Below are 21,695 nucleotides of genomic sequence, written 5' to 3' on the forward strand. Positions count from 1 at the left end.
ACGGGCCGCGGGCCGGGGCGATGGTCGCGGGACGGGACGGCAGGCGCGGGCCGGGACGGCAGGCGCGGGGCTGAGACGGTCGTCGCGGGCCGGGACGGCAGGCGCGGGCCTCAACGCGGGCCGCGAGTAGGGACGGTGGGCGCGGGCAGGGGCGGTGGGCGCGGGACGGAACGCGGGCCGCGGGACGGGACGCGGGCCGCCGGTCGCAGGCGGGGACGATGCTCGCGGGCCTGAGACGGGCGGGCCGGGCCCGGGTGGGGCTCGGCCCGCCGGGGGCTCTGGGGTGCGGTCGACCGGGTTCCGGCGTCGCGCCGCGCACGCGGGGTCAGTCGGCGGTCGCGGGCTCCGGATCCGGGCTGCGCTTGAACATGCGGGTGGCGGTGATCTCGCCGTGCACCGCCGCTTCGCCTTCGCCGGCCGGCTGCGGGAGGCCGGGGCGCAGGTGCTCCTCCACGCTGATGTACTTCAGGCCCGCCCTCAGGTCCGCGTCGTTGCGCAGCCGGATGACCAGCGGGAACTCGGCGAGCGCCGTCGTGTCGAACAGGCCCGTGGTGTAGAGCAGCTGGACGCCGAGCGCGTCCGAGACCGCCCGCTGGAGCTCCAGCAGGTACGTGGCGTTGGCGCGGCCGATCGGATTGTCGAGGAACAGCGTGCCGGCGTGCCGGTGCTTGTCGCGGCCCCGGTCGTTGCTGCGCAGGGCCGCCATCGTGCAGTACAGGGCGATGGCGGCGGTGAGCAGCTGGCCGCCGGAGAAGACGTCGCCCATCTGCCCGACCGGAACACGCTCGGCGCGCAGCACCGCGTCGGGCTTGAGGATCTCCACCGCCACGCCCTTGGGCTGGAGCGCGGCCTGGACTCCGCGCAGCAGCAGGGACATGCCGTCGCGGCGCATGTCGGAGTTCTTCTTGACGGCCGCGCGGGTCGCTTCGTCGATGACCTCGCCGAGCCGCTCGATGAGCGTCGCCTGATCGGGTTCCTCGAACCTGATCCGCAGGAACTCCTGCCCGGACCATTCGCCGAGACCCTCGGGGAGCCGGGACAGGCGCTGTGCCGAACGGAGCGTGGCCAGCGCGGATTCCACCAGGCCGCGCAGCCGGTCGACGATGGAGTCGCGGTTGCGCTCCAGCTGCGCGAGCTCGTCGGTGAGGACCCGCAGCCGGGGTGCGAAGGCGTCGGCCCACTTGGCGGCGTGCTCGGGCAGGGCCGAGGCGGGCAGCTCGCGGATCTGCTGCCGGGCGGGGGTCCGGACCTGTTCGTACCGGGTGGAGTTGGCGTGCCGTACGAGGACGTCGCACGTCTCGCGTACGGCGGCGTCGGCGGCCGACAGGTCGGCCGCGCAGCCGCGCAGGGAACGCCGCGTCTCGGCGGCGGACCGGCGTGCTTCCTCCAGGCTGCCCGGGTACGGCTCGGCGGACTCCTGCTCCTCTTCGGTGTGCTCCCTGAGCAGGTCGCGGAGGAGGGTGGCCGTCTCGTCGAAGCCGCCCGCCGCGTCCTCGGCGGCGCGATGCGCCTGGAGGAGGCGGGCGTGGGTGGCGCGGGCGCTCTCCAGCGCGTCGGTGCGGATGGCGAGTTCCGTGGTGGCGGTGCGGAGGAGGGACTGCGCGTGGTCGGCGTCGGTGGGCACCTGGTCCTCGGGCAGCTCCGTGTGCGACTCGCCGTCCACGGGGGCCAGCCGCTCGGCCTCGCCGCGCAGCCGGCCGAGCTTCTCGCTGGCCTCCGAGGCGCGGGACTCCAGCATCTGGACGAGGGACTCGGCGCGGGCCGCGGCGGCCTGGCGTGACGGGCCGTCGGCGCCGTCCGGGCTCTCCAGCAGCTGGGCGGCGCGGGTGCGGACCTTGTTGGTGAGCCGGTCCAGCTCGGCGAGGGCGGCGCTCTCGTCGCTCTCGGCGCGGGCCTGTTCGGCGCGCAGGTCGGCTCCGACGCCCACCTTCTCGTACAACTGGGAGGCGGCGCGGTAGGCCTCTCGGAGGGCGGCGAGCGGTACGCGCGGGGCGTCGGCGTCCTCCTCCGGGAGGTTCTCCGGGGCGCCGGCGATCTCGGCCCGCTCGGCGCGCAGGGCGCGGGCGGTGCGGTGGGCGTCGTCGGCGGCGCGCTGGGCGGCGCGGCGGTCCTCGTCGGCGGCGCGGGCGCGCTCCAGGCAGGTCTGGGCGCGGGCCTCGTACTCGGCGGTCTCGTCGGCCAGTTCGCGCAGCCTGGCCTGCCAGCCGGCCCGCTCCCGCAGCCGGAACGCCAGCCCGGCGAGGGCGTCGGCGGCCCGGCGGGCCCGCTGCGCGGCTTCCTGCCGCTCGTCGCGCACGCGGGCGGTGTCGGACGCCGCCTCGTCGGCCTCGGCCCGCACGGTGCGGGCTTCGGCGAGCGCGGCTTCGGCCGCTTCGGCGGCCTCGCGCGCGGTGGTGGCGGCTTCCGCGAGTTCGGTGAGCATGCCGGGCGGGCAGTCTTCGCGCCAGGAGCCGATACGGGCGGCGAGGGACCGGTCGCCGGTGAGGCGGGCGGCGAGGGCGCGGATCTCCTCGTCGCGGGCCGCGGCGCGGGCACGCAGCGCCTGGCGTTCCTCGTCGGCGGCGTGCTCGTCGTGCATGGCCGGGTTCGGCGGGACGAGGAAGACGTCCGTGTCCGTGCCGGTGGCACCGGGGACGGGCGCGAGGAGCGCGGCGGCGGTGCCCACGGCGACGGCGGAGCGGGGCAGCAGGGCGGCTCCGGCGAGGACCTCGCGGGCCCTGGCGTACGAGACGGGGTCGGTGATGACGACACCGTCGACCAGCTCGGGCCGGGCGGCCAGCACGGCCGCGTGGTCGGCGGGGTCGACGGCCTGCGCCAGGTAGCGCCAGCCGGGGAGGGCAGGGATGCCCTGCTCGCCGAGGTACTCGACGGTGGCGAGGACGTCGGGGCCGGGCGGCAGGAGCCCGCCGTCTCCGAGGGCGCCGAGGATGCGGGAGTCGTCGGCGGCGGCGGTGCGCAGCTCGAAGAGCTTGCGCTCGGCGGCGGCGATGCCCTGGTCGAGCAGGTCGCGCAGCTCGTCCGCGTACCGGTCGAACTCCTCGACGGTGAGGGGGCCCTGGGCGCCCCGCACGGGTCCGGCCACCTCGTCGGAACCGGAACCGGTACCGGAACCGGACCCGGCGTCCGCGCCCTGGCGGGGGCCGGGGACGGCGGGCCTGCCGCTGGACGGCCCGGAGGCCGACGGCAGGCTCAGCAGCTCGGCGAGGCGTTCCTCGGCGGCGATGGACTCGGCGGCGCGGCGCTCGGCCTGGTAGGCGTTCTCGGCGGCCTGCGCGGCGTCGGAGGCACGGGCGGCGGCCAGTTCGGCGCGGGATTCGGCGCCGGCGGCCTCACGGGCGCGGTCGGCCGCCGCCCGGGCGGCGTCGCGGGCCTCGTCCCAGGCGGCGACGGTGGTCTTCTCGGCGTCGCTGGCGGCGAGCGCGGCGCGGGCCGGGTCGGCGTCCGGGGCGGTGTCGTCGAGCCAGCCGGCCCGAACCGCCTCGGCGGTCTCCTGCTCGACCTCGGCGAGGCGCTGGCGCAGGTGGCCGGCCTCGCTGCGGGCGCGCTGGGCCTCGGTGGCGGCGGCGGTGGCGTCGCGGTGGGCGGTTTCGCCCGCCTCCTGCAGGGCGGCGGAACGCTCCTCCTCCTCGCCCGCGTGCCGCTCACCCTCCTCGGCGGCCGCGTGCAGCGCGCGTACGAGGTCGGCGGCGGCCTTGGCGCGGGCGGCGAGCGCGGGGGCGGCGTCCCGCTCGGCCTCGCGGATGGCGGCGGCCACACGCGCGGAGCGGTCGGCGGCGGCGCGGTGCCTGAGGACCGCCTCGGCGGCCTGCCATGCGGCGTGGAGGGTACGGGCGTCGGACAGCTCGCGGCGCTGGGCCGCGGCGCCCTTCTCGGCGGCGGTGAGGGCCAGGGACGCGTGGCGGTAGGCCAGTTCGGCGGCGATCAGGGAGGCGCGGGCGCGGGCCTGCTCGGCCTCGGTGACGGTGTGGGCGGCGGCGGTGACCTGGTGGGCGAGTTCGGCGGCGCGGCCCCGCTCCTCACCGGCGCGGGCGGAGAGGCGGCGGGCGAGCGTGCGGGTGCGGCGCTCGGCCCCGGCGTGGACGTCGCGGGCACGCGAGCGTGTGCCGGCCGCTTCGACGATCCGGCCGAGGAGGTCGACGGACCCGGCGGTGAAGTCGCGTTCGGCGGTGAGCTCGGCACGGCGGCCGAGCTTGTTGCCGAAGCCGCTGACGAGGTCGGCGAGGCCGTCGGTGTCGCGGGTGTCGGTGACGGCGCGCAGCAGCAGGTCGGTGAAGTCGGAGTCCTTCTTGACCGCGAAGAGACCGGCGGCCTCACCCTCGTCGGCGTTCATCTCCCGCTGGTAGCGGAACAGTTCGGGGTCCAGACCGAGGTCCCCGAGGTGTTCGTTCCAGCGGTCGTGGATCTCCTCCCAGTACACCTCCAGGTGCGGGTACGCCTTGTCCGCCTCGGTGAGGGCGTCACGGAAGCCCTTCATGGTGCGGCGGCGGCCCTGGGCGCCGGAGACGCCTTCGCCGGGCGGGCGTACGGAGGTGGCTTCGGCGACGGGCAGGTTGTCCAGGCTCAGCCCGGGCCCCGGCCGGAAGGAGTACCAGGCCTCGGCGAACTTCCGGGGGTCGTTGGAGACCTGCCGGCCGCGCCATTCGCTGACCTTGCCGACGACGACGAGTTCGCCGGTGAGCGTGTGCTGCCACTCCAGGGCGACGTGGCCGCAGTCGTCGGCGAGCAGGAACTTGCGCAGCACGCCGGAGCTCGCGCCGCCGAGGGTGTTGCGGTGGCCGGGCAGCATCACCGAGAAGATCAGCTTGAGCAGAACGGACTTGCCGCCGCCGTTCTCCAGGAAGAGCACACCCGCGGGCGCGGGGCGGCGCGGCGGGCCGACCGGCTCCTCCTCGAAGAACTCCGCCTGCGTGGGGGCGGGGTTGGGCACGGGCGCGCCCACTCCGCGCAGGTCCAGCACGGTGTCGGCGTAGCGCGCACCGGCGGGCCCGATGGAGTAGAGGCGGACCCGGGACAACTCGTACATGTCGGCGGACTCTCAGTCGTGTGCTGTCGTGTTACGCGTGGAAGGGCAGGCCGGCGTCGGCCGCCAGCTCCAGGTCGTCGCCCTCGGGCGGTGGCAGGAGCGTGGCGGAGCCGTCGGTGACCGGGACGACGCCCAGCTCCAGCAGCTCGGCCATGGCGGCGCTGCCCGCCATGTCGCGGACCTGGAGCTGGTAGCGGGCCGTGGTGCGGTAGGAGCCACCGCCCTCGTCGCCGGTGCGCTGGAGGAACCCGGAGTCGGTGAGGAAGGCGACGGCCTTGCCGATGATGCCGGTGGTGGACCCGGCGAGCCGGCGGGCGTCCTTGGTGGCACCGGTCGCGCTGCGCCGCGCGTAGATCCGCCAGGCGGCCTCCAGCCCGGGAGCGTCCGTCGCCGGGTCGGTGTTCTCCCCCTGCTCCTCCGCGCGCTCCTCCAGCCGCCGACAGGCCTGGCGTACGAAGGCGTCCACCCCGTTGACGGTGATGCGGCCGATGTAGCCGTCGTCGGCGAGGTCCTCGGGGCGCGGGAACGCCATGGCGGCGACGGCGAGGTGGGCCAGGCCGTGCAGGAAGCGGTCGCCGGAGTCGGTGGAGGCGCGACGGGCGTAGTCGCCCATGCGGACGGCGAAGACCGAGTCCTCGGCGGCGGTGACGGCCATGCCGGCGCGGGGGGACACCTCCAGCACGATGAGGCCGAGGCCGGTCGCCACGGCGTCCGCGAGGCGCGCGAAGGCGGGCTCCTCGCGGTAACGCCGCAGCAGGTCGGCGTACTCGGCGTCGCGGGCGGGGAGCAGCTTGGGCTGGAGCCCGAAGGACACCAGGCGGGCCGCGTCGGCCGCGTCGGCGGGCGTGACGGCGGAGGCGCCGCCGGACGGCACGGTGCCCGGCTGGGCCGCCTCGGGGACGTCCGGCTCGCTCCACGCGTCGGCGTGCTCGGCGTGGTGGTCACTCACGGCTGGGGCTCCTTGGTGCGGGTGCGTCGTGGTCGGGACGGGGACGTGAGGACGGCGCGCCCGCACCCGGCGGACGCGACGGACCCGGCGGGGTTCGCCGCGCCGCGGGCCCCCGGGCGACGGGCGCGGACAGCGACGGCGCCGACCGGCTGTGGCAGCGCCGTCATGCCGTGTCCGTGCGGTCGGCGGCCATGCCCGCCGCGTCCAGCAGGGCGGTGCCGACTATCAGGTCCGCGCCGCCGAACTCCGGGTCGTCCAGCTCGGTGCCGTCGTCGACGGCGAACAGCAGGCGCTGCTCGCCCTGCCGGTAGGCCGTGCCGACCGGGGGGCTCGCCGCGTGTATCGCCAGCAGGGCGACCAGGTAGGGCAGTTCGGGGTCGCGGCGGCGGGCCTCGGCGAGCAGCCCGGAGAGGCGGCGCGGCGCCTCGTGCTCGAGGTCGAGCAGCTCCATGGCGCTCGCAAGCTGTGCCTCGCTGAACCGGCTGTCGTCGGGCGTCGCGATCAGGTCGGGTTCCGGCATCTCGGCGCCGAGGTGTTCCCTTTCCACCGGCGGGGTCAGCAGCAGCTCGACCAGGTCGCCCATGCGTACCGAGCCGGGGGCGCGGAGGCCGGTGCCGCGGGTGAACCAGGCGTCGGTGACCTTGATCGCCTGCTCCACCGGCAGCGGCAGGATCGGAGCGACGAGCTGCCCGTAGAGATCGAGGCCGGAGCGCGCGGTGGGCCGGGCGAAGGCCTGCCGGTCCTGTTCGGCCCGGAACAGCGGTCCGGCCTCCAGGAGCCGGGACTGAAGCTGGGTGTGGCGGCGGATGCAGTCCTTGACGATGTCGACGAGCTCGGCCGCGCGCCGCTTGTGTTCCTGGTCCTCGGCCTCGTCGCGGGCCTTGCGGATGTTGGTCAAGATGGCGTTCTCGTGGCGGTACCGGTCGGCCACGTGGTCGAGCGCCTCGTCGATCATGTCGGGTACGGCGCTGAGCCAGTCGACGGCCCGGACATTGCGCCGGGTGGCCTCCAGCGTCTTGCGGAGGGTCTCCGCGTACTGCACGGTGCGGTACCGCGCCTGTTCGGCGGCGAGCTGGGCGTCGGCGAGCCTGCCGCGGCTGATCAGCACCTCCAGCTTGACCTCGGCGGCGATCTGCGCGCTGGTGACGTCGGTGTCGAGGGCGCCGACGAGGACGTTGACCGCCTCGTCGGTGGTCCGGAGGTAGACGCTGCCGCCGTAGCCGGGGACTTCCTCGATGAGCTTGAAGTCGTAGTCGCGGCGTACGTAGACGCCGTCGGCGCCGAACGTGCCGTACACGGCGCGGAAGCCGCGGTCGACGCTGCCGACGTTGATCAGGTTCTCCAAGACCCAGCGGGCCACGCGCTCGTGTTCGGCGGCGGGCCGCTGCGGGGCCTGGGCGGCGACGCGGGGCAGGAGGCGGGCGACGATCTGCTCGTGGTCGGCGCCGGTGTCGAAGTCCATGTTGAGCGTGACGAGGTCGATCGCCGCGAGGGCGACCTCCGCCATGGCGTACGTCGAGTACTCCCCCGCCAGGTTGGCCTTGCGGGCGTCCAGGTCGTGCAGGGGCGCGGTGCACGCGAGCGCGCGCAGCCGCCGCGCCAGCCCTTCGTCGGCGGCCGGGCCCTGCGCGGGCCGCGGCCCCGCGCTGAGCTGGGGCGGAACGAATTCCGTCGAGGCAGGCGAAGTCACGCTGCACAGATTAGGTCCTCGCACTGACAACGGTCGAAACGGCGCAGATGGCCTGTGCGAGCCCCGTGTGCCGGCCGGTGGGCGAGGGGCCCGGTCAGCCGGCCGCCGTCGGCGGTTCGGTTTCCACCAAGTGGGAGTAAACCTGGACCAACTGGTCGCGCGAGTCGTCCAGGTAATCCATGAGAAGCCGCTCGGCCTTCGTCCGCTCCCCCGCTCGCAGGGCGTCCAGAATCTCCCGGTTTCGGATGAGATAGGGCTCGTGCAGCGCGCGCGGGTCGTCCACCATGTGGAACACGAGCCGGAGTTCGGCCAGGACACCGCGCATCAGCTCGTCCATGCGGTCGCTGCCGGCGAGGGCGACCAGTTCCCGGTGGAAGTGGATGTTGGCGGTGGAGACGCCCTTCCAGTCACCGGCCCGCGCATCACGCTCACCCTCGGCCACTGCCGCGATCAGCCCGTCCAGCGCGAACGGCGGCTCCCCCAGGTCGTGCACGACCGCGCGCTCGACGAGCCGCCGGGTGCGGTAGATGTCGACCACGTCACCGACGGCGAGGACCCGGACGAACACCCCGCGGTTCAGCTCGTGGACGAGCAGGCGCTCATGGGTGAGCAGCCGGAAGGCCTCGCGCAGGGTGTTGCGGGACACTCCCAGCGCGCCACCGATGCTCTCCTCCGAGAGCCGGCTACCGGGCGGGAAGAAGCCTTCGGCGATACGGGTGCGCAGGATGTCCGCGACCCGTTCCGCGGTGCTCGTGCGTCCGAGCAGCGCACGGTCGTCCGCCAGCCCGCCGCCCCGCTCGCTCCCGGAGCCCGTCGTCCCCACAGCACCCTCTTCTCGTCGCCCGACTCCACCCCCGCTCATCGTAGAAGGAAATCGGTGAGCGAGAACGAGAGAACGAACCCCTTGTCGGATCGTTCAACAATCCCTACCTTGGGGGCACCGCACGGTTCCCGCTCTCCTCTGCGAGGTGCAGATGAGCACGTCCCAAAGCCCCCGGACCTCCCCGATCTCCCCCGCCGAACCGCCCGACGACAAAGGCGCGTTCGCCTGGCTGCGCGCCCTCGGGCCGCGCGGCCGGCGCGCCTTCGGCGGCGCGTTCGGCGGCTACGCCCTGGACTCCTACGACTTCTTCACGCTGCCCCTGAGCATGGTGGCGATCTCGGCGTACTTCAGCCTGAGCAGCGGCCAGACCGGCCTGCTCACCACGGTCACCCTCGTCGTGTCGGCCATCGGCGGCGTCCTCGCGGGCATCCTCGCCGACCGGATCGGCCGGGTGAAGGCGCTCATGATCACGGTCATCACGTACGCGCTGTTCACCGTCCTGTGCGGCTTCGCGCCCAACTACGAGACCCTGCTGGTGTTCCGTGCCCTTCAGGGCGTCGGTTTCGGCGGTGAATGGGCCGTCGGCGCGATCCTGGTCGCCGAGTACGCCTCCGCCGAACACCGGGGCCGCACCCTCGGCGGCGTACAGAGCGCCTGGGCGGCCGGCTGGGCCCTCGCGGTCATCGTCTACACGCTGGTCTTCCACTTCCTCGACCCGGACACCGCGTGGCGCGTGATGTTCTGGACGGGCGCCCTGCCGGCCCTGCTCGTGGTCTGGGTCCGCAGGAACGTCGAGGACGCGCCGCACGCCGCCGAGGTCCGCAGGTCGAGCAGCGAGCGCGGCTCCTTCACCGCCATCTTCCGCCCGGGTCTGCTGCGGACGACGATGTTCGCGACGCTGCTGTCCACCGGTGTCCAGGGCGGCTACTACACGCTCGCCACCTGGGTACCGACGTACCTGAAGAGCGACCGCGGGCTGACCGTCGTCGGGACGGGCGGCTACCTGACCTTCCTGATATCCGGCGCCTTCATCGGGTACCTGACGGGTGGCTACCTCACCGACCGGCTCGGCCGCAAGCGCAACATCGTGATCTTCGCGGTCCTCTCGGCGGTGTGCATCCTCGCCTACACCAACATCCCCTCCGGGGCGAACGGCCTGGTCCTCGTCCTGGGCTTCCCCCTCGGCTTCTGCATGTCGGCCATCTTCAGCGGGTTCGGCTCGTTCCTCGCCGAGCTCTATCCGACGGCGGTGCGCGGCACGGGCCAGGGGTTCACGTACAACACCGGCCGGGCGGTCGGCGCTTTCTTCCCGACCCTCGTCGGCTTCCTCGCGGACGGCTGGGGCGTGGGCGGGGCGCTGGTCTTCGGCGCGGTCGGCTACGGCATCGCCGTCCTGGCACTGCTCGGCCTGCCGGAGACGCGCGGCCGCGAACTCGTCTGACGCACCGTCAAGGAGACACCACCATGACCTGGGCCTCGATCGACCTCAACGCCGACCTGGGAGAGGGCTTCGGGCGCTGGCGCCTGACGGACGACGAACAGCTCCTGTCGGTCGTCACCAGCGCCAATGTCGCCTGCGGCTTCCACGCCGGGGACGCCGCGACCATGCGGCGCGTCTGCGCTCTCGCCGCCGAGCGCAAGGTGCGGATCGGCGCCCAGGTCTCCTACCGCGATCTCGCCGGCTTCGGACGGCGCTCCATGGACGTGCCGTACGACGAGCTGGTCGCCGAAGTGGCGTACCAGATCGGCGCCCTGGAGGTGTTCGCCCGGGCGGCCGGTGCCCGGGTGTCGTACGTGAAGCCGCACGGCGCGCTCTACAACCGCGTCGTGCACGACGAGGTGCAGGCCCAGGCGGTGGTCGACGGTGTGCTGCTGACCGGCGAACGGCTGCCGTTGCTGGGCCTGCCCGGCTCCCGGCTGCACGAGGTGGCCGAGAAGGCCGGCCTGCCGGTCGTCACCGAGGCGTTCGCCGACCGGGCGTACACCGCCGGAGGCACGCTGGTGCCCCGCGGCGAGGAGGGAGCGGTGATCACCGATCCGGCGGCCGTCGTGGAACGGTCCGTGTCCATGGCCCGGTTCGGTGTGACCACCTCCCGGTGCGGACGCCCGGTGGCCGTCCGCGCCCGGTCGCTGTGCCTGCACGGTGACACGCCTGGTGCGGTGGACCTGGCGCGCCGCGTGCGGGCGCAGCTGGAGGCCTCCGGTGTCCGCGTGGAGGCCTTCGTATGAGGACCCTCGCGGTGGGCGAGCGGGCCCTGCTCGTCGAGTTCGGCTGCGGCGAGGAGACCGAGGCCTTCCACGCCGAGCTGCTGCGCCGCCGGGCGGCCGGCGCGCTCCCGGCCGTCACGGAGATCGTTCCGGCGGCACGGACGGTGCTGCTGGACGGCGTGGAGGAGCCCGGCCGGCTCGCCGCGCTCGTCACCGGCTGGGAGATCGAGCCGCTCCACGCGCGCGTGGAGCCCACCGTCGACATTCCCGTCCGGTACGACGGGCCCGACCTGCCGGACGTCGCCGCTCTGTGGGGCGTGACGCCGGACGAGGTGGCGCGGATCCACGCGGGGACCGAGTTCCGAGTGGCGTTCTGCGGCTTCGCCCCCGGGTTCGGCTACCTGACCGGCCTGCCGGCGGCGTACGAGGTGCCCCGGCGGGCCACTCCGCGCACGGCCGTCCCCGCGGGGTCGGTGGCGATGGCCGGCCCGTACACGGGCGTGTACCCGCGCTCGTCGCCCGGCGGCTGGCAGCTGATCGGGACGACGGACACGGTGCTGTGGGACCCGGCGCGGCGGCCCGCGGCGCTCCTGGCTCCCGGCACGCGGGTGCGGTTCGTCCCTCTGGGCGTGGGGTGCCGATGACCGACCGGGCCTTCGCCGTCGTACGGGCCGGGGCGCTGACCACCGTGCAGGACCGGGGACGCGTCGGCCACGCCCACCTGGGCGTGCCGCGCTCCGGCGCCCTCGACCCGTACGCGAGCGGCCTCGTCAACCGGCTGGTCGGCAACCCCGTGGACGCGGCCGTGCTGGAGACGACGGTCAACGGGTGCGCGGTACGGCCGCGCTGCGCCGTGACCGTGGCCGTGGGCGGCGCCCCGTGCGGCGTCACGGTGGACGGGCGTCCGGTGCCGTGGGGCGCCGCCCTGCGCGTCCCCGCGGGTGCCGTGCTGGACGTGGGCGCGGCGGTGCGGGGCGTGCGCTCGTACGTGGCGTTCGCCGGGGGCGTCGCCGCCGAGCCGGTGCTGGGCAGCCGCTCCACGGACCTGCTCTCGGGGCTCGGTCCGGCGCCCCTGAGCGACGGCGCCGTCGTGCCTCTGGGCCCGGAGCCCCCCGTCGGGCCGCCCGGACCCGACACCGTGCCGTGGCCGGGGCCGGTCCGGGAGCTGGCGCTGCGTGTCCGGCTCGGCCCCCGCGACGACTGGTTCACCAGGGCGGCGCTCCGCGCCTTCGTCACGCGCGCGTACCGGGTGTCGCCGGCGAGCAACCGCATAGGGCTGCGCACCGAGGGACCGCCCCTGGAGCGTGCCGTGGCGGGCGAGCTCCCGAGTGAGGGCATGGTCCTGGGGGCGGTCCAGGTGCCGCCGGACGGGTGCCCGGTGGTGTTCCTGGCGGACCACCCCACGACCGGTGGCTACCCCGTGGTGGCCGTGGTCCGGGAGCGGGACCTGGCGGCGGCCGCCCAAGCGGTGCCGGGGACGCCGGTCCGGTTCATCCCGGTGCGCTAGGCGTCCCGTAGCCGCCGCCCCCGGGGGTCCGGACGATCAGGACGTCGCCCGGTTCGACCTCCACCACGTCCACGCCTTCCAGCCGGCGGACGGTGCCGTCCGCGCGCTCCACCGTGTTGACGCCGAGCGCTCCGGGGGCGCCGCCCGCCATGCCGTACGGGGGGATTCTCCGGTGTCCGGTGAGCAGGGCCACGGTCATGGGCTCCAGGAAGCGGACGCGCCGCTCGGCGCCGTTGCCGCCCCGCCACCGGCCGTGTCCGCCGCTGCCGTCCCGTACCGCGAAGGCGTCCACCCGGACCGGGAGACGCCACTCCAGGACCTCGGGGTCGGTGAGCCGCGAGTTGGTCATATGGGTCTGTACGGCGTCGGCGCCGTCGAAGCCGTCCCCGGCGCCGGAGCCGCTGGCCACCGTCTCGTAGTACTGCACGCGGTCGTTGCCGAAGGTCACGTTGTTCATGGTGCCCGAGCCCTCCGCCTGGACGCCCAGTGCGGCGTACAGGGCACCGGTCACGGCCTGCGAGGTCTCGACGTTGCCCGCGACGGTCGCCGCCGGGTGGACGGGGGCGAGCATCGAGCCGTCCGGCACACGTACCTCCAGCGGCTCCAGGCAGCCGCTGTTGAGGGGGATGTCGTCGTCGACAAGCGTCCGGAACACGTACAGGACGGCCGCGATGACCACGGAGGTGGGCGCGTTGACGTTCCCGGGCTGCTGCGGTGACGTGCCGGTGAAGTCCAGGACGGCACCGCGCCGCTCCCGGTCGACGCGCACGGTCACCTGGATGACCGCGCCGCCGTCGGTCTCGTACCGGTAGGAGCCGTTGTGGAGGGTGGCGACGATCCGGCGCACCGACTCCTCGGCGTTGTCCCGCACGTGCCGCATGTAGGCGTGGACGACGTCCAGGCCGAACTGGCCGACCATGCGGTGGAGTTCCTCGATGCCCTTCTCGTTGGCGGCGATCTGGGCGCGCAGGTCGGCGAGGTTGGTGTCGGGGTCCCGGGACGGGTACGGCGCCTCCGTGAGCAGCTTCCTGGTCTCCGCCTCCCGCAGCCGTCCGTCCCGTACGAGCAGCCAGTTGTCGAACAGGACGCCCTCCTCGTGGATGCTGCGGCTGAAGGCGGGCATGGAGCCGGGGGTGATGCCGCCGATCTCGGCGTGGTGGCCGCGCGAGGCGACGAGGAAGCGGAGGTCGCCGGACGGGCCGAAGACGGGCGTCACGACCGTCACGTCGGGCAGGTGGGTGCCGCCGTGGTACGGGTCGTTGATCGCGTACACGTCCCCGGGGCGCATGGCCCCCTCGTTCCGCCGCAGCACCTCCTTGATGGACTCCCCCATGGAGCCGAGGTGGACCGGGATGTGGGGCGCGTTGGCGATCAGGTTGCCCTCCGCGTCGAAGAGGGCGCAGGAGAAGTCGAGGCGTTCCTTGATGTTGACGGAGTGGGCGGTGTTCTCCAGCCGTACGCCCATCTGCTCGGCGATCGCCATGAAGAGGTTGTTGAACACCTCCAGGAGGACCGGGTCGACGTCCGTTCCGACGGCGCTTCGGACCGGCCTGGGACGGGCCCTCGTCAGGTGGAGGTGGCCGGTGTCCGTGGCGACCGCCCGCCATCCGTCGTCGACGACGGTGGTCGCGTCGGCCTCGGCGACGACGGCCGGCCCCACCACCGTGTCCGAGGGACGGAGGTCCTCCCTCCGGTACAGCGGGGTGTCCCTGCGCTCCCCGTCCACGAACATCGCCACGGTCGCGCGCGACCGCAACCGGTCCTGTCTGGGCGGCTGTTCCAGGTCGACGGAACCGTGCGGCCCGGCCCGGCCCACAGCCTCGACCGATACGGCCTCCACCACCAGGGGCTTGTCCATGGTGAAGGCGTACCGCGTGCGGTGTGCCGCCGTGAACGCCTCCGTCATCGCCTCGGCGGACCCGAGGGGTACGGGCAGGCTCGTGTCCGTGCCCGCGTAACGGATCAGCACGCGCGCGTGGGTGCTGATCGTGTCGTCGGGCAGCCCGTCGGCGCGCAGTTCGTCGCGGGTTCGTTCGGCGAGCCTGTCGCAGAGGTCCTGTACGCGCGCGTGGAGGGTGCCGTCCAGTTCCGCCTCGACGGACTGTTCCCGCATGGCGGTGGCGTCGGCGAGCCCGATGCCGTAGGCGGAGAGCACTCCGGCCAGGGGTGGCACCAGGACCGTGTCGATCCCGAGGGCGTCGGCGACCGCGCACGCGTGCTGGCCTCCGGCGCCGCCGAAGCTGGTGAGGACGTAGCGGGTGATGTCGTGGCCGCGCTGTACGGAGATCTTCTTGACGGCGTTCGCCATGTTGAGGACGGCGATCTCCAGGAAGCCGGCGGCGACTTCCTCCGGCGTACGGGACGTACCGGTGTGCCGCCGTACCTCTTCGGCGAGGGCGGTGAAGCGGGTACGCACCACCTCCGCGTCGAGCGGCCGGTCCCCGTCCGGTCCGAAGACGGCGGGGAAGTGTTCCGGCTGCAGGCGCCCGAGCATCACGTTGGCGTCGGTCACCGTCAGCGGACCGCCGCGCCGGTAACAGGCGGGCCCGGGGTCCGCGCCGGCCGAGTCGGGGCCGACGCGGTAGCGCTGGCCGTCGAAGTGGAGGACCGATCCACCGCCCGCCGCGACGGTGTGGATGTTCATCATGGGTGCGCGCATCCGCACGCCCGCCACCTGAGTGCCGAGCTCCCGTTCGAACTCTCCCGCGAAGTGCGACACATCGGTGGACGTGCCGCCCATGTCGAAGCCGATCACCCGCCCGAATCCGGCCTGCTCCGACGTACGCGCCATGCCGACGACGCCGCCTGCGGGGCCGGACAGCACGGCGTCCTTGCCACGGAAGTGGGCGGCCTCGCGCAGTCCGCCGTTGGACTGCATGAACATCAGCCGCACTCCCGCCAGTTCGCGGGCCACCTCGTCGACGTACCGCCGAAGGATCGGGGAGAGGTATGCGTCGACGACCGTGGTGTCGCCGCGCGGCACGAGCTTGATCAGCGGACTGACCTCGTGCGAGCAGCTGACCTGGGTGAAGCCGGCCACGCGGGCGGCTTCGGCGACGCGCAGCTCGTGCTCGGGGTGGCGGTAGCCGTGCATGAGGACGACCGCGGCGCTGCGGAAACCGTCGCCATGGGCGGCCTTCAACCGGTCCCCCACGGCGACCGGGTCGAGCGGCCGGACGACCGTGCCATGGGCGTCGACGCGCTCGGGCACCTCGATGACATGGTCGTACACCGCTTCCGGGAGCAGGATGCGGCGGTCGAAGATCCGCGGCCGGTTCTGGTAGGCGATGCGCAGCGCGTCGCGGAAGCCCTCGGTGATCAGCAGGACGGTCGGCTCCCCGCGCCGCTCCAGCAAGGCGTTGGTGGCGACGGTGGTCCCCATCTTCACCGAGGCGATCCGGTCCGCCGGTACGGGTTCGTCCGGGGTGAGCCCGAGGAGGAGCCGGATGCCCGCGACGGCCGCGTCCCGGTACCGGTCGGGGTCGTGCGAGAGCAGCTTGCGGGTGACCAGGCGCCCGTCGGGCCGCCGGGCCACGATGTCGGTGAAGGTGCCGCCGCGGTCGATCCAGAACTCCCAGCGCCCTGTCATCCCCCCATTCTGGCAAGCGGAGCCCCGGCGTCCACTGCTGAGGAGACGGCGGCGAGTGCGGCAGACAGGGCATGCTCGGCGCGCTGGTCGAGCCGTGCGCTGGTACCGCCCGCCCAGTGCCGTACCTCCGACCCGGCGAGCCGCAGCAGTTGCGGCAGCAGGTCGTGGCACCGCCGCACCACCCAGCCGGTCCCGGCCGTGGCGAGCCACAGCAGCGTCTCGGCGCGGGTCGGTGGCGGTTGCCGGGGCTCACGGCCGGGCGCGGCACCGCTCGCGAGGCCTCGTGCGGCGAGCAGGGCGTGGAACCGGGCGGCGATCGTCCGGTGCCCGCGCTCGCCGGGGTGCAACCGGTCGGCGCTCCACAGGCTGCGATCGGTGACCCGGGCGGCGTCCGCCATGTGCAGGTGCACGGAGCCGTAACGGTCGGACAGGGCGTGCACGACGGCGTTGACCTGCCGCTGGCGGCGTGCGAGGGGCCGTGCGAGCGGCGGGGGCAGGCCCAGCATGGCGCCGGGATCGGGCAGGCAGGCCGTCAGGAGTACGGCGCCCCGGGCGGAGAGCCGCCCGCAGACGTGGTCCAGGGCGAGGGCCAGTTCGGCGATGTCGAAGGTGCGGCGCAGGGTGTCGTTGACGCCGACGACGACGGAGACGAGGTCGGGGCGGTACGCGAGGGCCCGGGGCAGCTGGACTTCGGCGACGTCCCGGGCCAGGGCGCCGCTGACGGCGAGGTTACGGAACTCCACGGCGCCCTTGTAGCCGCCGTCCGGCTCGTTCACCTCGTGCGGAAGCCCGCCCGCAAGCGCGCCGGCGAGCAGCGCTGCCCACCCGCGCAGCTCGCCGCCCACGGGGTCGCCGACCCCCGCGGTCAGCGAGTCGCCGAGCGCCGCGAACCGCCGCACGGGTGGCTCGCGGACCGCATGCCAGGTTCCGCCCGCCGGGCCGTGCCCGGGGACCTGGCCGGCAACCGGCGCCACGCGCGCGGGGATCGTCCGCCGCAACGGGGCTTCGGAAACCGGGCCTTCGGGGACGGGTGGCGCGGTCATGCCGGGACCTCCGGGCCGGAGTCCGGGTCGGGGGTCCGGACCGGGCGTACGGGGGCGTCGTGGGCCGCGAGGAACGCCGCCACCGCCCGGTCCCAGCCGAAGAGCTCGGCACGCGCGCGTGCCGCGGCGCGACGGTGGGCCTCCGGACGGGCCAGGACGCGGGTCACGGCGTCGGCGAACGCCGCCGGGGTGTCGTGGGCGGCGGCGCCCGCGTCGCCGACGACCTCCGGGAGCGCGGAGGTCGCGCTGGCGACCACCGGGGTGCCGCAGGCGAGCGCCTCCAGGGCGGACAGCCCGAACGTCTCCGCCGGTCCGGGCGCCAGGCAGGCGTCCGCGGACGCCTGGAGGGCCGCGACCTCCGCACGGTCGGGCACGTGCCCGAGGAACCGGACGTCCAGCCCCCGGGCCCGTCGCTCCAGGCCGTCGCGCAGTGGTCCGTCCCCGGCAACCACCAGCGCCGCCCGGACGCCGCGGGCGCGCAGCTCCGCCAGGGTGTCCAGGGCCATGCCGGGCCGTTTCTCGACCGACAGCCGTGAGCAGAGCAGGAGCAGAACCTCCGCACCGGGCGCGTACCGGGCGCGGAGGAGGGCGCTGTGCCGCCCCGGACCGCATCGGCGCAGGTCGACACCGAGTGGCGCCCGCACCACATTGCGCGCCCCGATCCGCACGAACTCGCGTTCCGCCCACTCGGTGGTGCACACGATCCGGGTGTACGCCCACGCGCTGCGGCGATTGAGCCGGTCGGCGGCCCGCGAGGCGAGAGCGGCCGGCATACCCCACGTACGCAGAACGCCGTCCGCCGTCTCGTGGGAGACCATCACGGCGGGCACTCTGGAGCGCCGGGCCCACTCGCCCGTCCAGCGCAGAGTGGTCCGGTCGGAGACTTCCAGACGGTCGGGGGCGAGGTCCTCCAGCAGGAGGCGCAGGCGCCGGCGGTCGGCGAGGACGCGGTAGCCGCCGGTGCCGGGCAGGACGGGCCCGGGCAGGGTGATGACCCGGCCCTGGGGGGTGAGGCGATCGCTCTCCTCCTCCCCCGGCACCACCAGGACGGGTTCGTGACCGGCGGCGCGATAGCCGCGGCCGAGCTCGTCGAGTGCGGTGCGCAGTCCGCCCGAGGAGGGGGTGACGAAGTTCGCCAGCCGTACGATGCGCAGGCTCATGCCGCCACCACCGTCCGCTCGCGCAGCACCTCGCCATAGTGGTCGATGAGCTGGTCCCCGACCGCCGCCCAGGTCCTGTCCTCGACCGCGGCCCGCCCCGCGCCTCCGTACGCCGCGCGCAGGGCCGGATCCGCGGCCAGCGCGGTCACGGCGGTACGGATGGCGGCCGCGTCGTGCGGGGCGACGAGGAGGCCGGTGCGGCCGTGGTCGACCAGGTCCAGCGGTCCGCCCGCGGCGGGGGCGATCACCGGCACTCCGCTGGCCATGGCTTCCTGGACGGTCTGGCAGAACGTCTCATAGGGCCCGGTGTGGGCGAAGACGTCCAGGGAGGCGAAGATCCGGGCCAGTTCACCGCCCGTTCGGCGGCCCAGGAAGACGGCGCCGGGCAGGGCGGTCCGCAGCGCGCCCTCGCTCGGCCCGTCGCCGACGACGACCACGCGTACGCCGGGAACGCCGCACACCCCGGCCAGCAGCTCCACCCGTTTCTCGGGCGCGAGGCGCCCCACGTACCCGACGAGCACTTCGCCGCCGGGCGCCAGCCGGCGGCGGAGCTCCGCGTCCCGCAGCCCGGGCCGGAACCGCGCGGTGTCGACGCCGCGCGGCCAGAGCCGTACTCGCCTCACACCGTGCCGCTCCAGGTCCCGTGCGGCGGCCGTGGAGGGGGCCAGGGTCCGGTCGGCGGCGCCGTGCACGGCGCGCAGCCGTCGCCAGGCGGCGCCCTCGCCCGCGCCCATGTACGTGCGGGCGTAGCCGGCGAGGTCGGTCTGGTAGACCGCGACGGCGGGCAGGCCGAGCCTCGTGGCTGCCGCCATGCCGCGTACGCCGAGGACGAAGGGGCTCGCCAGGTGGACGATGTCCGCCCGGTGTGCCGCGATGGCGGCGGCCACGCGCCGGCTGGGCAGCGCCACCCGGACCTGGGGGTAGCCGGGCAGCGGCAGGGACGGGACGCGTACGACCCGGCAGGGGGCGTCCGCGTCCGGGGAGACGGCCACGGCGCCGCGAGCGGCGGGATCTGCGAAGCCGGCGGAGGCCGAGGGGCCCGCCGAGGCCGGGAGGGCCGCGGAGACCGAGGGGCCCACGGAGGCCGAGGGGGTTGCCGAGGTCGAGGGGGCCGCGGGGGCGGCCGGTGCTATGACGAGCGGGGCATGCCCGCGGACGGCGAGGTGCCGGGCGGTCTGCAGGGCGCAGTGGGCCACACCGTTGATGTCGGGAGGGAAGGACTCGGTGACGATGACGACACGCATACGGGTGTTGTCGTCGTGCCCGGCGTGGCTCCGCCGACTTGGATCTGTCCGTGCGGGGAACGTCCCGTGAGCGTTTGCCCGCGCGCCCCCGCGGGGTCAGACCTTGGGCAGGTCCGGTCCGATCCTGCTGCGTACGGCCGTCTGTACCTCGTCCTCCTCGGCGGGGTCGGCGGCGAGGCGGCGCAGCCGCTCGGCGACCCGCACGTCACCGGTCTCGGCGTGCAGCGCGGCGATCTCCCTGGTGGTCTCCTCGCAGTCCCACAGGCACTCGACGGCGAAGCCGGTCGGGAAGGAGGGGTCCGTGGCCGCGAGGGCGCGGGCTGTGCGCCCTCGCAACTGGGAGGAGGCGGTTTCGCGGTAGATGTGTCGCAGGACGGGTGCGGCACAGGCGACGCCCAGCCTGCCCGTGCCGTCGACGAGGGCGTAGAGCGACGGCGCGTCGGGGCCGTCGGCCCTGACCGCCTCGCGCAACGCCCCGAGGACGAGCGTGGCGTCGCGGGCGTCGCCCCGGCAGGCGAGCACGCCCGCCGCCGAGGCCCCCAGCGGGTCGGGCCGGTGCACCCAGCCGCGTGCGCGGTCGACGGCCTCGTCGCCGCACATGCGCTCGAAGGCGGCGACGGCGGCTTCGGCGACGGTACGGGAGTCACTGGCCGCCGCGGCCTCGATGAGGTCGAGCACGGCGGGGTCCCGCGCTTCGGCGAGGTAGTGCAGGGCGGCGCAGCGGGCGCCGTCGGGGCCGCTGCGGGCGGCCTCGACGATCACGGGCCGGTCGTCGGGGCCGGCGACGGCGGTCAGGCAGCGGGCGGCGGGCACGTGGAGGACGGATCCGCGCTCCAGGCCCTCCTGGGCCCACTCGAAGACTGCCTGGACGCTCCAGCCCGGCCGGGGGCCGGTGGGCCGCATCTGGCGCTGCCAGCGGTCGAAGGAGCCCTGTTCACGGGCCGCTCGCACCCGGGCACCGATGGCGTCGTGCCGGTCCTCGGCCCACAGCCGCCACGGGCGCGGCTCGAAGGCGTCCCGTACGGCGGCCGCCAGCTCGGCGTCGCCCTCCGGGGTGGCGGGGAACCTGGCCAGGACGGGGGCGGCGAGGGCGCGCAGCCCGGCGTCGTCGTCGCGGAGGGCGAGCTCGTCGAGCGCCCAGGCCCAGTTGGTCCCGGTGGCGGCGTACCGGCGCAGCAGCAGGAGCGCGTCCTCGCGGCCGTACGCGGCGAGGTGGCCGAGGACGGCGAGCGCCAGCCCGGTCCGCGACTCCTCGGTGTCGAGCAGGTCCTCGGCGCCGAACAGGTGGGCCTCGATCTCGTCGAGCCCGCCGTGCAGATCCAGGTAGAGGCGTGCGTAGTAGAGGGAGCGGTTCTCGACCTGCCAGTCCTGGCGGGGGTCACTGAGAACGCAGTGGTTGAGGGCCGCGAGGGCTTCCGCCCGTGGCGCGGCGAGCGCGTGCAGCGTGCCGTCGCCGCGACCCCTCTGCAGCAGGCCGAGCAGGGTACCGCTCGGCGCTATGACTGGATCGAACATGGAAAATGCCTCACATCAAGCTGTCGACGCACCCGGAGGAGACCGGGGATCCCGGGGTGACCGGGGAACGGTGATTACCTAGGCCGCGCAGCAACATGTGGAGCCGCCCGTCGTCTTCCGCTTGGTGATGACCATCTTCCTCTGCCTCTCGTCGGTGGCCCCGTGCGGGCCCGACGTCATGATGACCCAGCCATTTCGCCACCGCGACCACATTTACGGCACCGCTCTCACCTGGGGTTCAGCGCCCGTTCACCGGGACTCGAACAGCTCCAGGAGGTGTGTCTTCCCAAACATCCTCGCGGTATCCACGGCGGACGGAGTTCCGGCTTCCGGATCCGCTCCGGCTGCCAGGAGGGCACGGACGATGGTGTCCTCGCCCTTGAAGACGGCGCCCGCGATGGGCGTCTGGCCCCGGTCGTTGACGCGGTTGGGGTCGGCGCCACGCTCCAGGAGGGCGGCCACCGCCTCCTCGTGGCCGTGGTAGGCGGCGAGCATCACCAGGGAGTCGCCCTTGTCGTTGGTGAGGTTCGCGGGCACGCCCGCGTCGACGTACTCGGCGAGCGCTTCGGCGTCGCCCCGCCGCGCCATTTCGAAGACCTTGGACGCCAGCGCGATCACCTCGGGGTCCGGGGTTTCACTCATCGGACGTACTGCCTTTCACCTCGTTGACGCGTCATGGACGCCATGGACGCGCGCGGCCACGACGGCCGCGTTGACCTGCATGGACCCGGTGGGACCGGTACGCACGGCGGGAGCGCCGTACGAGTGAACCGACAGGGTACTGCCCGCGCACGCACATGACCCGGCCCGGCAGTGGCAAGGGATGGGCAACGGAGCCGAGGCGCCTCGTGACATGGACAACCCGTCCGCCAGTCAAGTGAAAAGCGCATAAATTCACCCATTTGCATCTTTTATCATATAGATACTTGCTGTGAGGCTGGAAG

At 74.4% G+C, this 21,695-nt stretch carries 14 protein-coding genes; 4 read left to right on the plus strand and 10 right to left on the minus strand.

Going from position 1 to position 21,695, the window contains the following annotated elements; genetic code table 11:
• Positions 1 to 325 precede the first annotated feature (325 nt).
• The 4 genes from ACZ6C1_RS33745 to ACZ6C1_RS33760 form a co-directional block, all read right to left on the minus strand.
• The gene (locus ACZ6C1_RS33745) at positions 326 to 5,023 is read right to left on the minus strand and encodes a hypothetical protein (RefSeq protein ID WP_469246317.1); all 4,698 of its coding nucleotides are present in this window, start codon (positions 5,021 to 5,023) and stop codon (positions 326 to 328) included.
• 31 nt (positions 5,024 to 5,054) lie between these two features.
• Positions 5,055 to 5,972, minus strand: coding sequence for a hypothetical protein (locus ACZ6C1_RS33750; RefSeq protein WP_469246319.1), 918 nt, complete (start codon positions 5,970 to 5,972; stop codon positions 5,055 to 5,057).
• Positions 5,973 to 6,135: 163 nt separating this feature from the next.
• The gene (locus ACZ6C1_RS33755) at positions 6,136 to 7,662 is read right to left on the minus strand and encodes a hypothetical protein (protein ID WP_469246320.1); all 1,527 of its coding nucleotides are present in this window, start codon (positions 7,660 to 7,662) and stop codon (positions 6,136 to 6,138) included.
• Between the two features lie 94 nt (positions 7,663 to 7,756).
• Positions 7,757 to 8,485 (minus strand): GntR family transcriptional regulator, encoded by a 729-nt coding sequence (locus ACZ6C1_RS33760; protein WP_469246321.1) that lies wholly within the window; start codon positions 8,483 to 8,485, stop codon positions 7,757 to 7,759.
• Between the two features lie 151 nt (positions 8,486 to 8,636).
• Between ACZ6C1_RS33760 and ACZ6C1_RS33765 the strand changes: the two genes are divergently transcribed.
• From ACZ6C1_RS33765 to ACZ6C1_RS33780, 4 genes are read left to right on the plus strand one after another with little or no spacing between them, the layout of a single operon-like run.
• Positions 8,637 to 9,926, plus strand: a complete 1,290-nt coding sequence (locus tag ACZ6C1_RS33765; RefSeq protein WP_469246323.1) for an MFS transporter — start codon at positions 8,637 to 8,639, stop codon at positions 9,924 to 9,926.
• A 23-nt stretch (positions 9,927 to 9,949) separates the two neighbouring features.
• The gene (locus tag ACZ6C1_RS33770) at positions 9,950 to 10,714 is read left to right on the plus strand and encodes a LamB/YcsF family protein (RefSeq protein WP_469246325.1); all 765 of its coding nucleotides are present in this window, start codon (positions 9,950 to 9,952) and stop codon (positions 10,712 to 10,714) included.
• Positions 10,711 to 11,337, plus strand: coding sequence for a 5-oxoprolinase subunit B family protein (locus ACZ6C1_RS33775; protein WP_469246326.1), 627 nt, complete (start codon positions 10,711 to 10,713; stop codon positions 11,335 to 11,337). Before ACZ6C1_RS33770 ends, ACZ6C1_RS33775 begins: the two co-directional genes overlap by 4 nt.
• Positions 11,334 to 12,200 (plus strand): 5-oxoprolinase subunit C family protein, encoded by an 867-nt coding sequence (locus ACZ6C1_RS33780; RefSeq protein ID WP_469246328.1) that lies wholly within the window; start codon positions 11,334 to 11,336, stop codon positions 12,198 to 12,200. Before ACZ6C1_RS33775 ends, ACZ6C1_RS33780 begins: the two co-directional genes overlap by 4 nt.
• Here the strand turns inward: ACZ6C1_RS33780 and ACZ6C1_RS33785 are convergent.
• The 6 genes from ACZ6C1_RS33785 to ACZ6C1_RS33810 form a co-directional block, all read right to left on the minus strand.
• Entirely contained in the window at positions 12,184 to 15,789 is a 3,606-nt protein-coding gene (locus tag ACZ6C1_RS33785; RefSeq protein ID WP_469246330.1) for a hydantoinase B/oxoprolinase family protein, read from the minus strand. The two genes, ACZ6C1_RS33780 and ACZ6C1_RS33785, sit on opposite strands and share 17 nt — an antisense overlap.
• Positions 15,786 to 16,832 (minus strand): SGNH/GDSL hydrolase family protein, encoded by a 1,047-nt coding sequence (locus tag ACZ6C1_RS33790; protein WP_469246332.1) that lies wholly within the window; start codon positions 16,830 to 16,832, stop codon positions 15,786 to 15,788. Before ACZ6C1_RS33790 ends, ACZ6C1_RS33785 begins: the two co-directional genes overlap by 4 nt.
• Positions 16,829 to 17,992: a glycosyltransferase gene (locus tag ACZ6C1_RS33795; RefSeq protein ID WP_469246334.1), complete on the minus strand. Its 1,164-nt coding sequence runs from the start codon at positions 17,990 to 17,992 to the stop codon at positions 16,829 to 16,831. The genes ACZ6C1_RS33790 and ACZ6C1_RS33795 overlap by 4 nt, the downstream gene beginning before the upstream one ends.
• The gene (locus ACZ6C1_RS33800; protein ID WP_469246337.1) at positions 17,989 to 19,236 is read right to left on the minus strand and encodes a glycosyltransferase family 4 protein; all 1,248 of its coding nucleotides are present in this window, start codon (positions 19,234 to 19,236) and stop codon (positions 17,989 to 17,991) included. Before ACZ6C1_RS33800 ends, ACZ6C1_RS33795 begins: the two co-directional genes overlap by 4 nt.
• A 96-nt stretch (positions 19,237 to 19,332) precedes the next feature.
• Positions 19,333 to 20,751 carry a HEAT repeat domain-containing protein gene (locus ACZ6C1_RS33805; protein WP_469246338.1) on the minus strand — a complete coding sequence of 473 codons (1,419 nt, stop codon included), beginning with the start codon at positions 20,749 to 20,751 and terminating at the stop codon, positions 19,333 to 19,335.
• 249 nt (positions 20,752 to 21,000) lie between these two features.
• On the minus strand, positions 21,001 to 21,393 hold the full coding sequence (locus tag ACZ6C1_RS33810; protein WP_469246340.1) for an ankyrin repeat domain-containing protein: 393 nt from the start codon (positions 21,391 to 21,393) through the stop codon (positions 21,001 to 21,003).
• Positions 21,394 to 21,695 lie beyond the last annotated feature (302 nt).

The organism is Streptomyces sp. NPDC041796, from assembly GCF_055590785.1.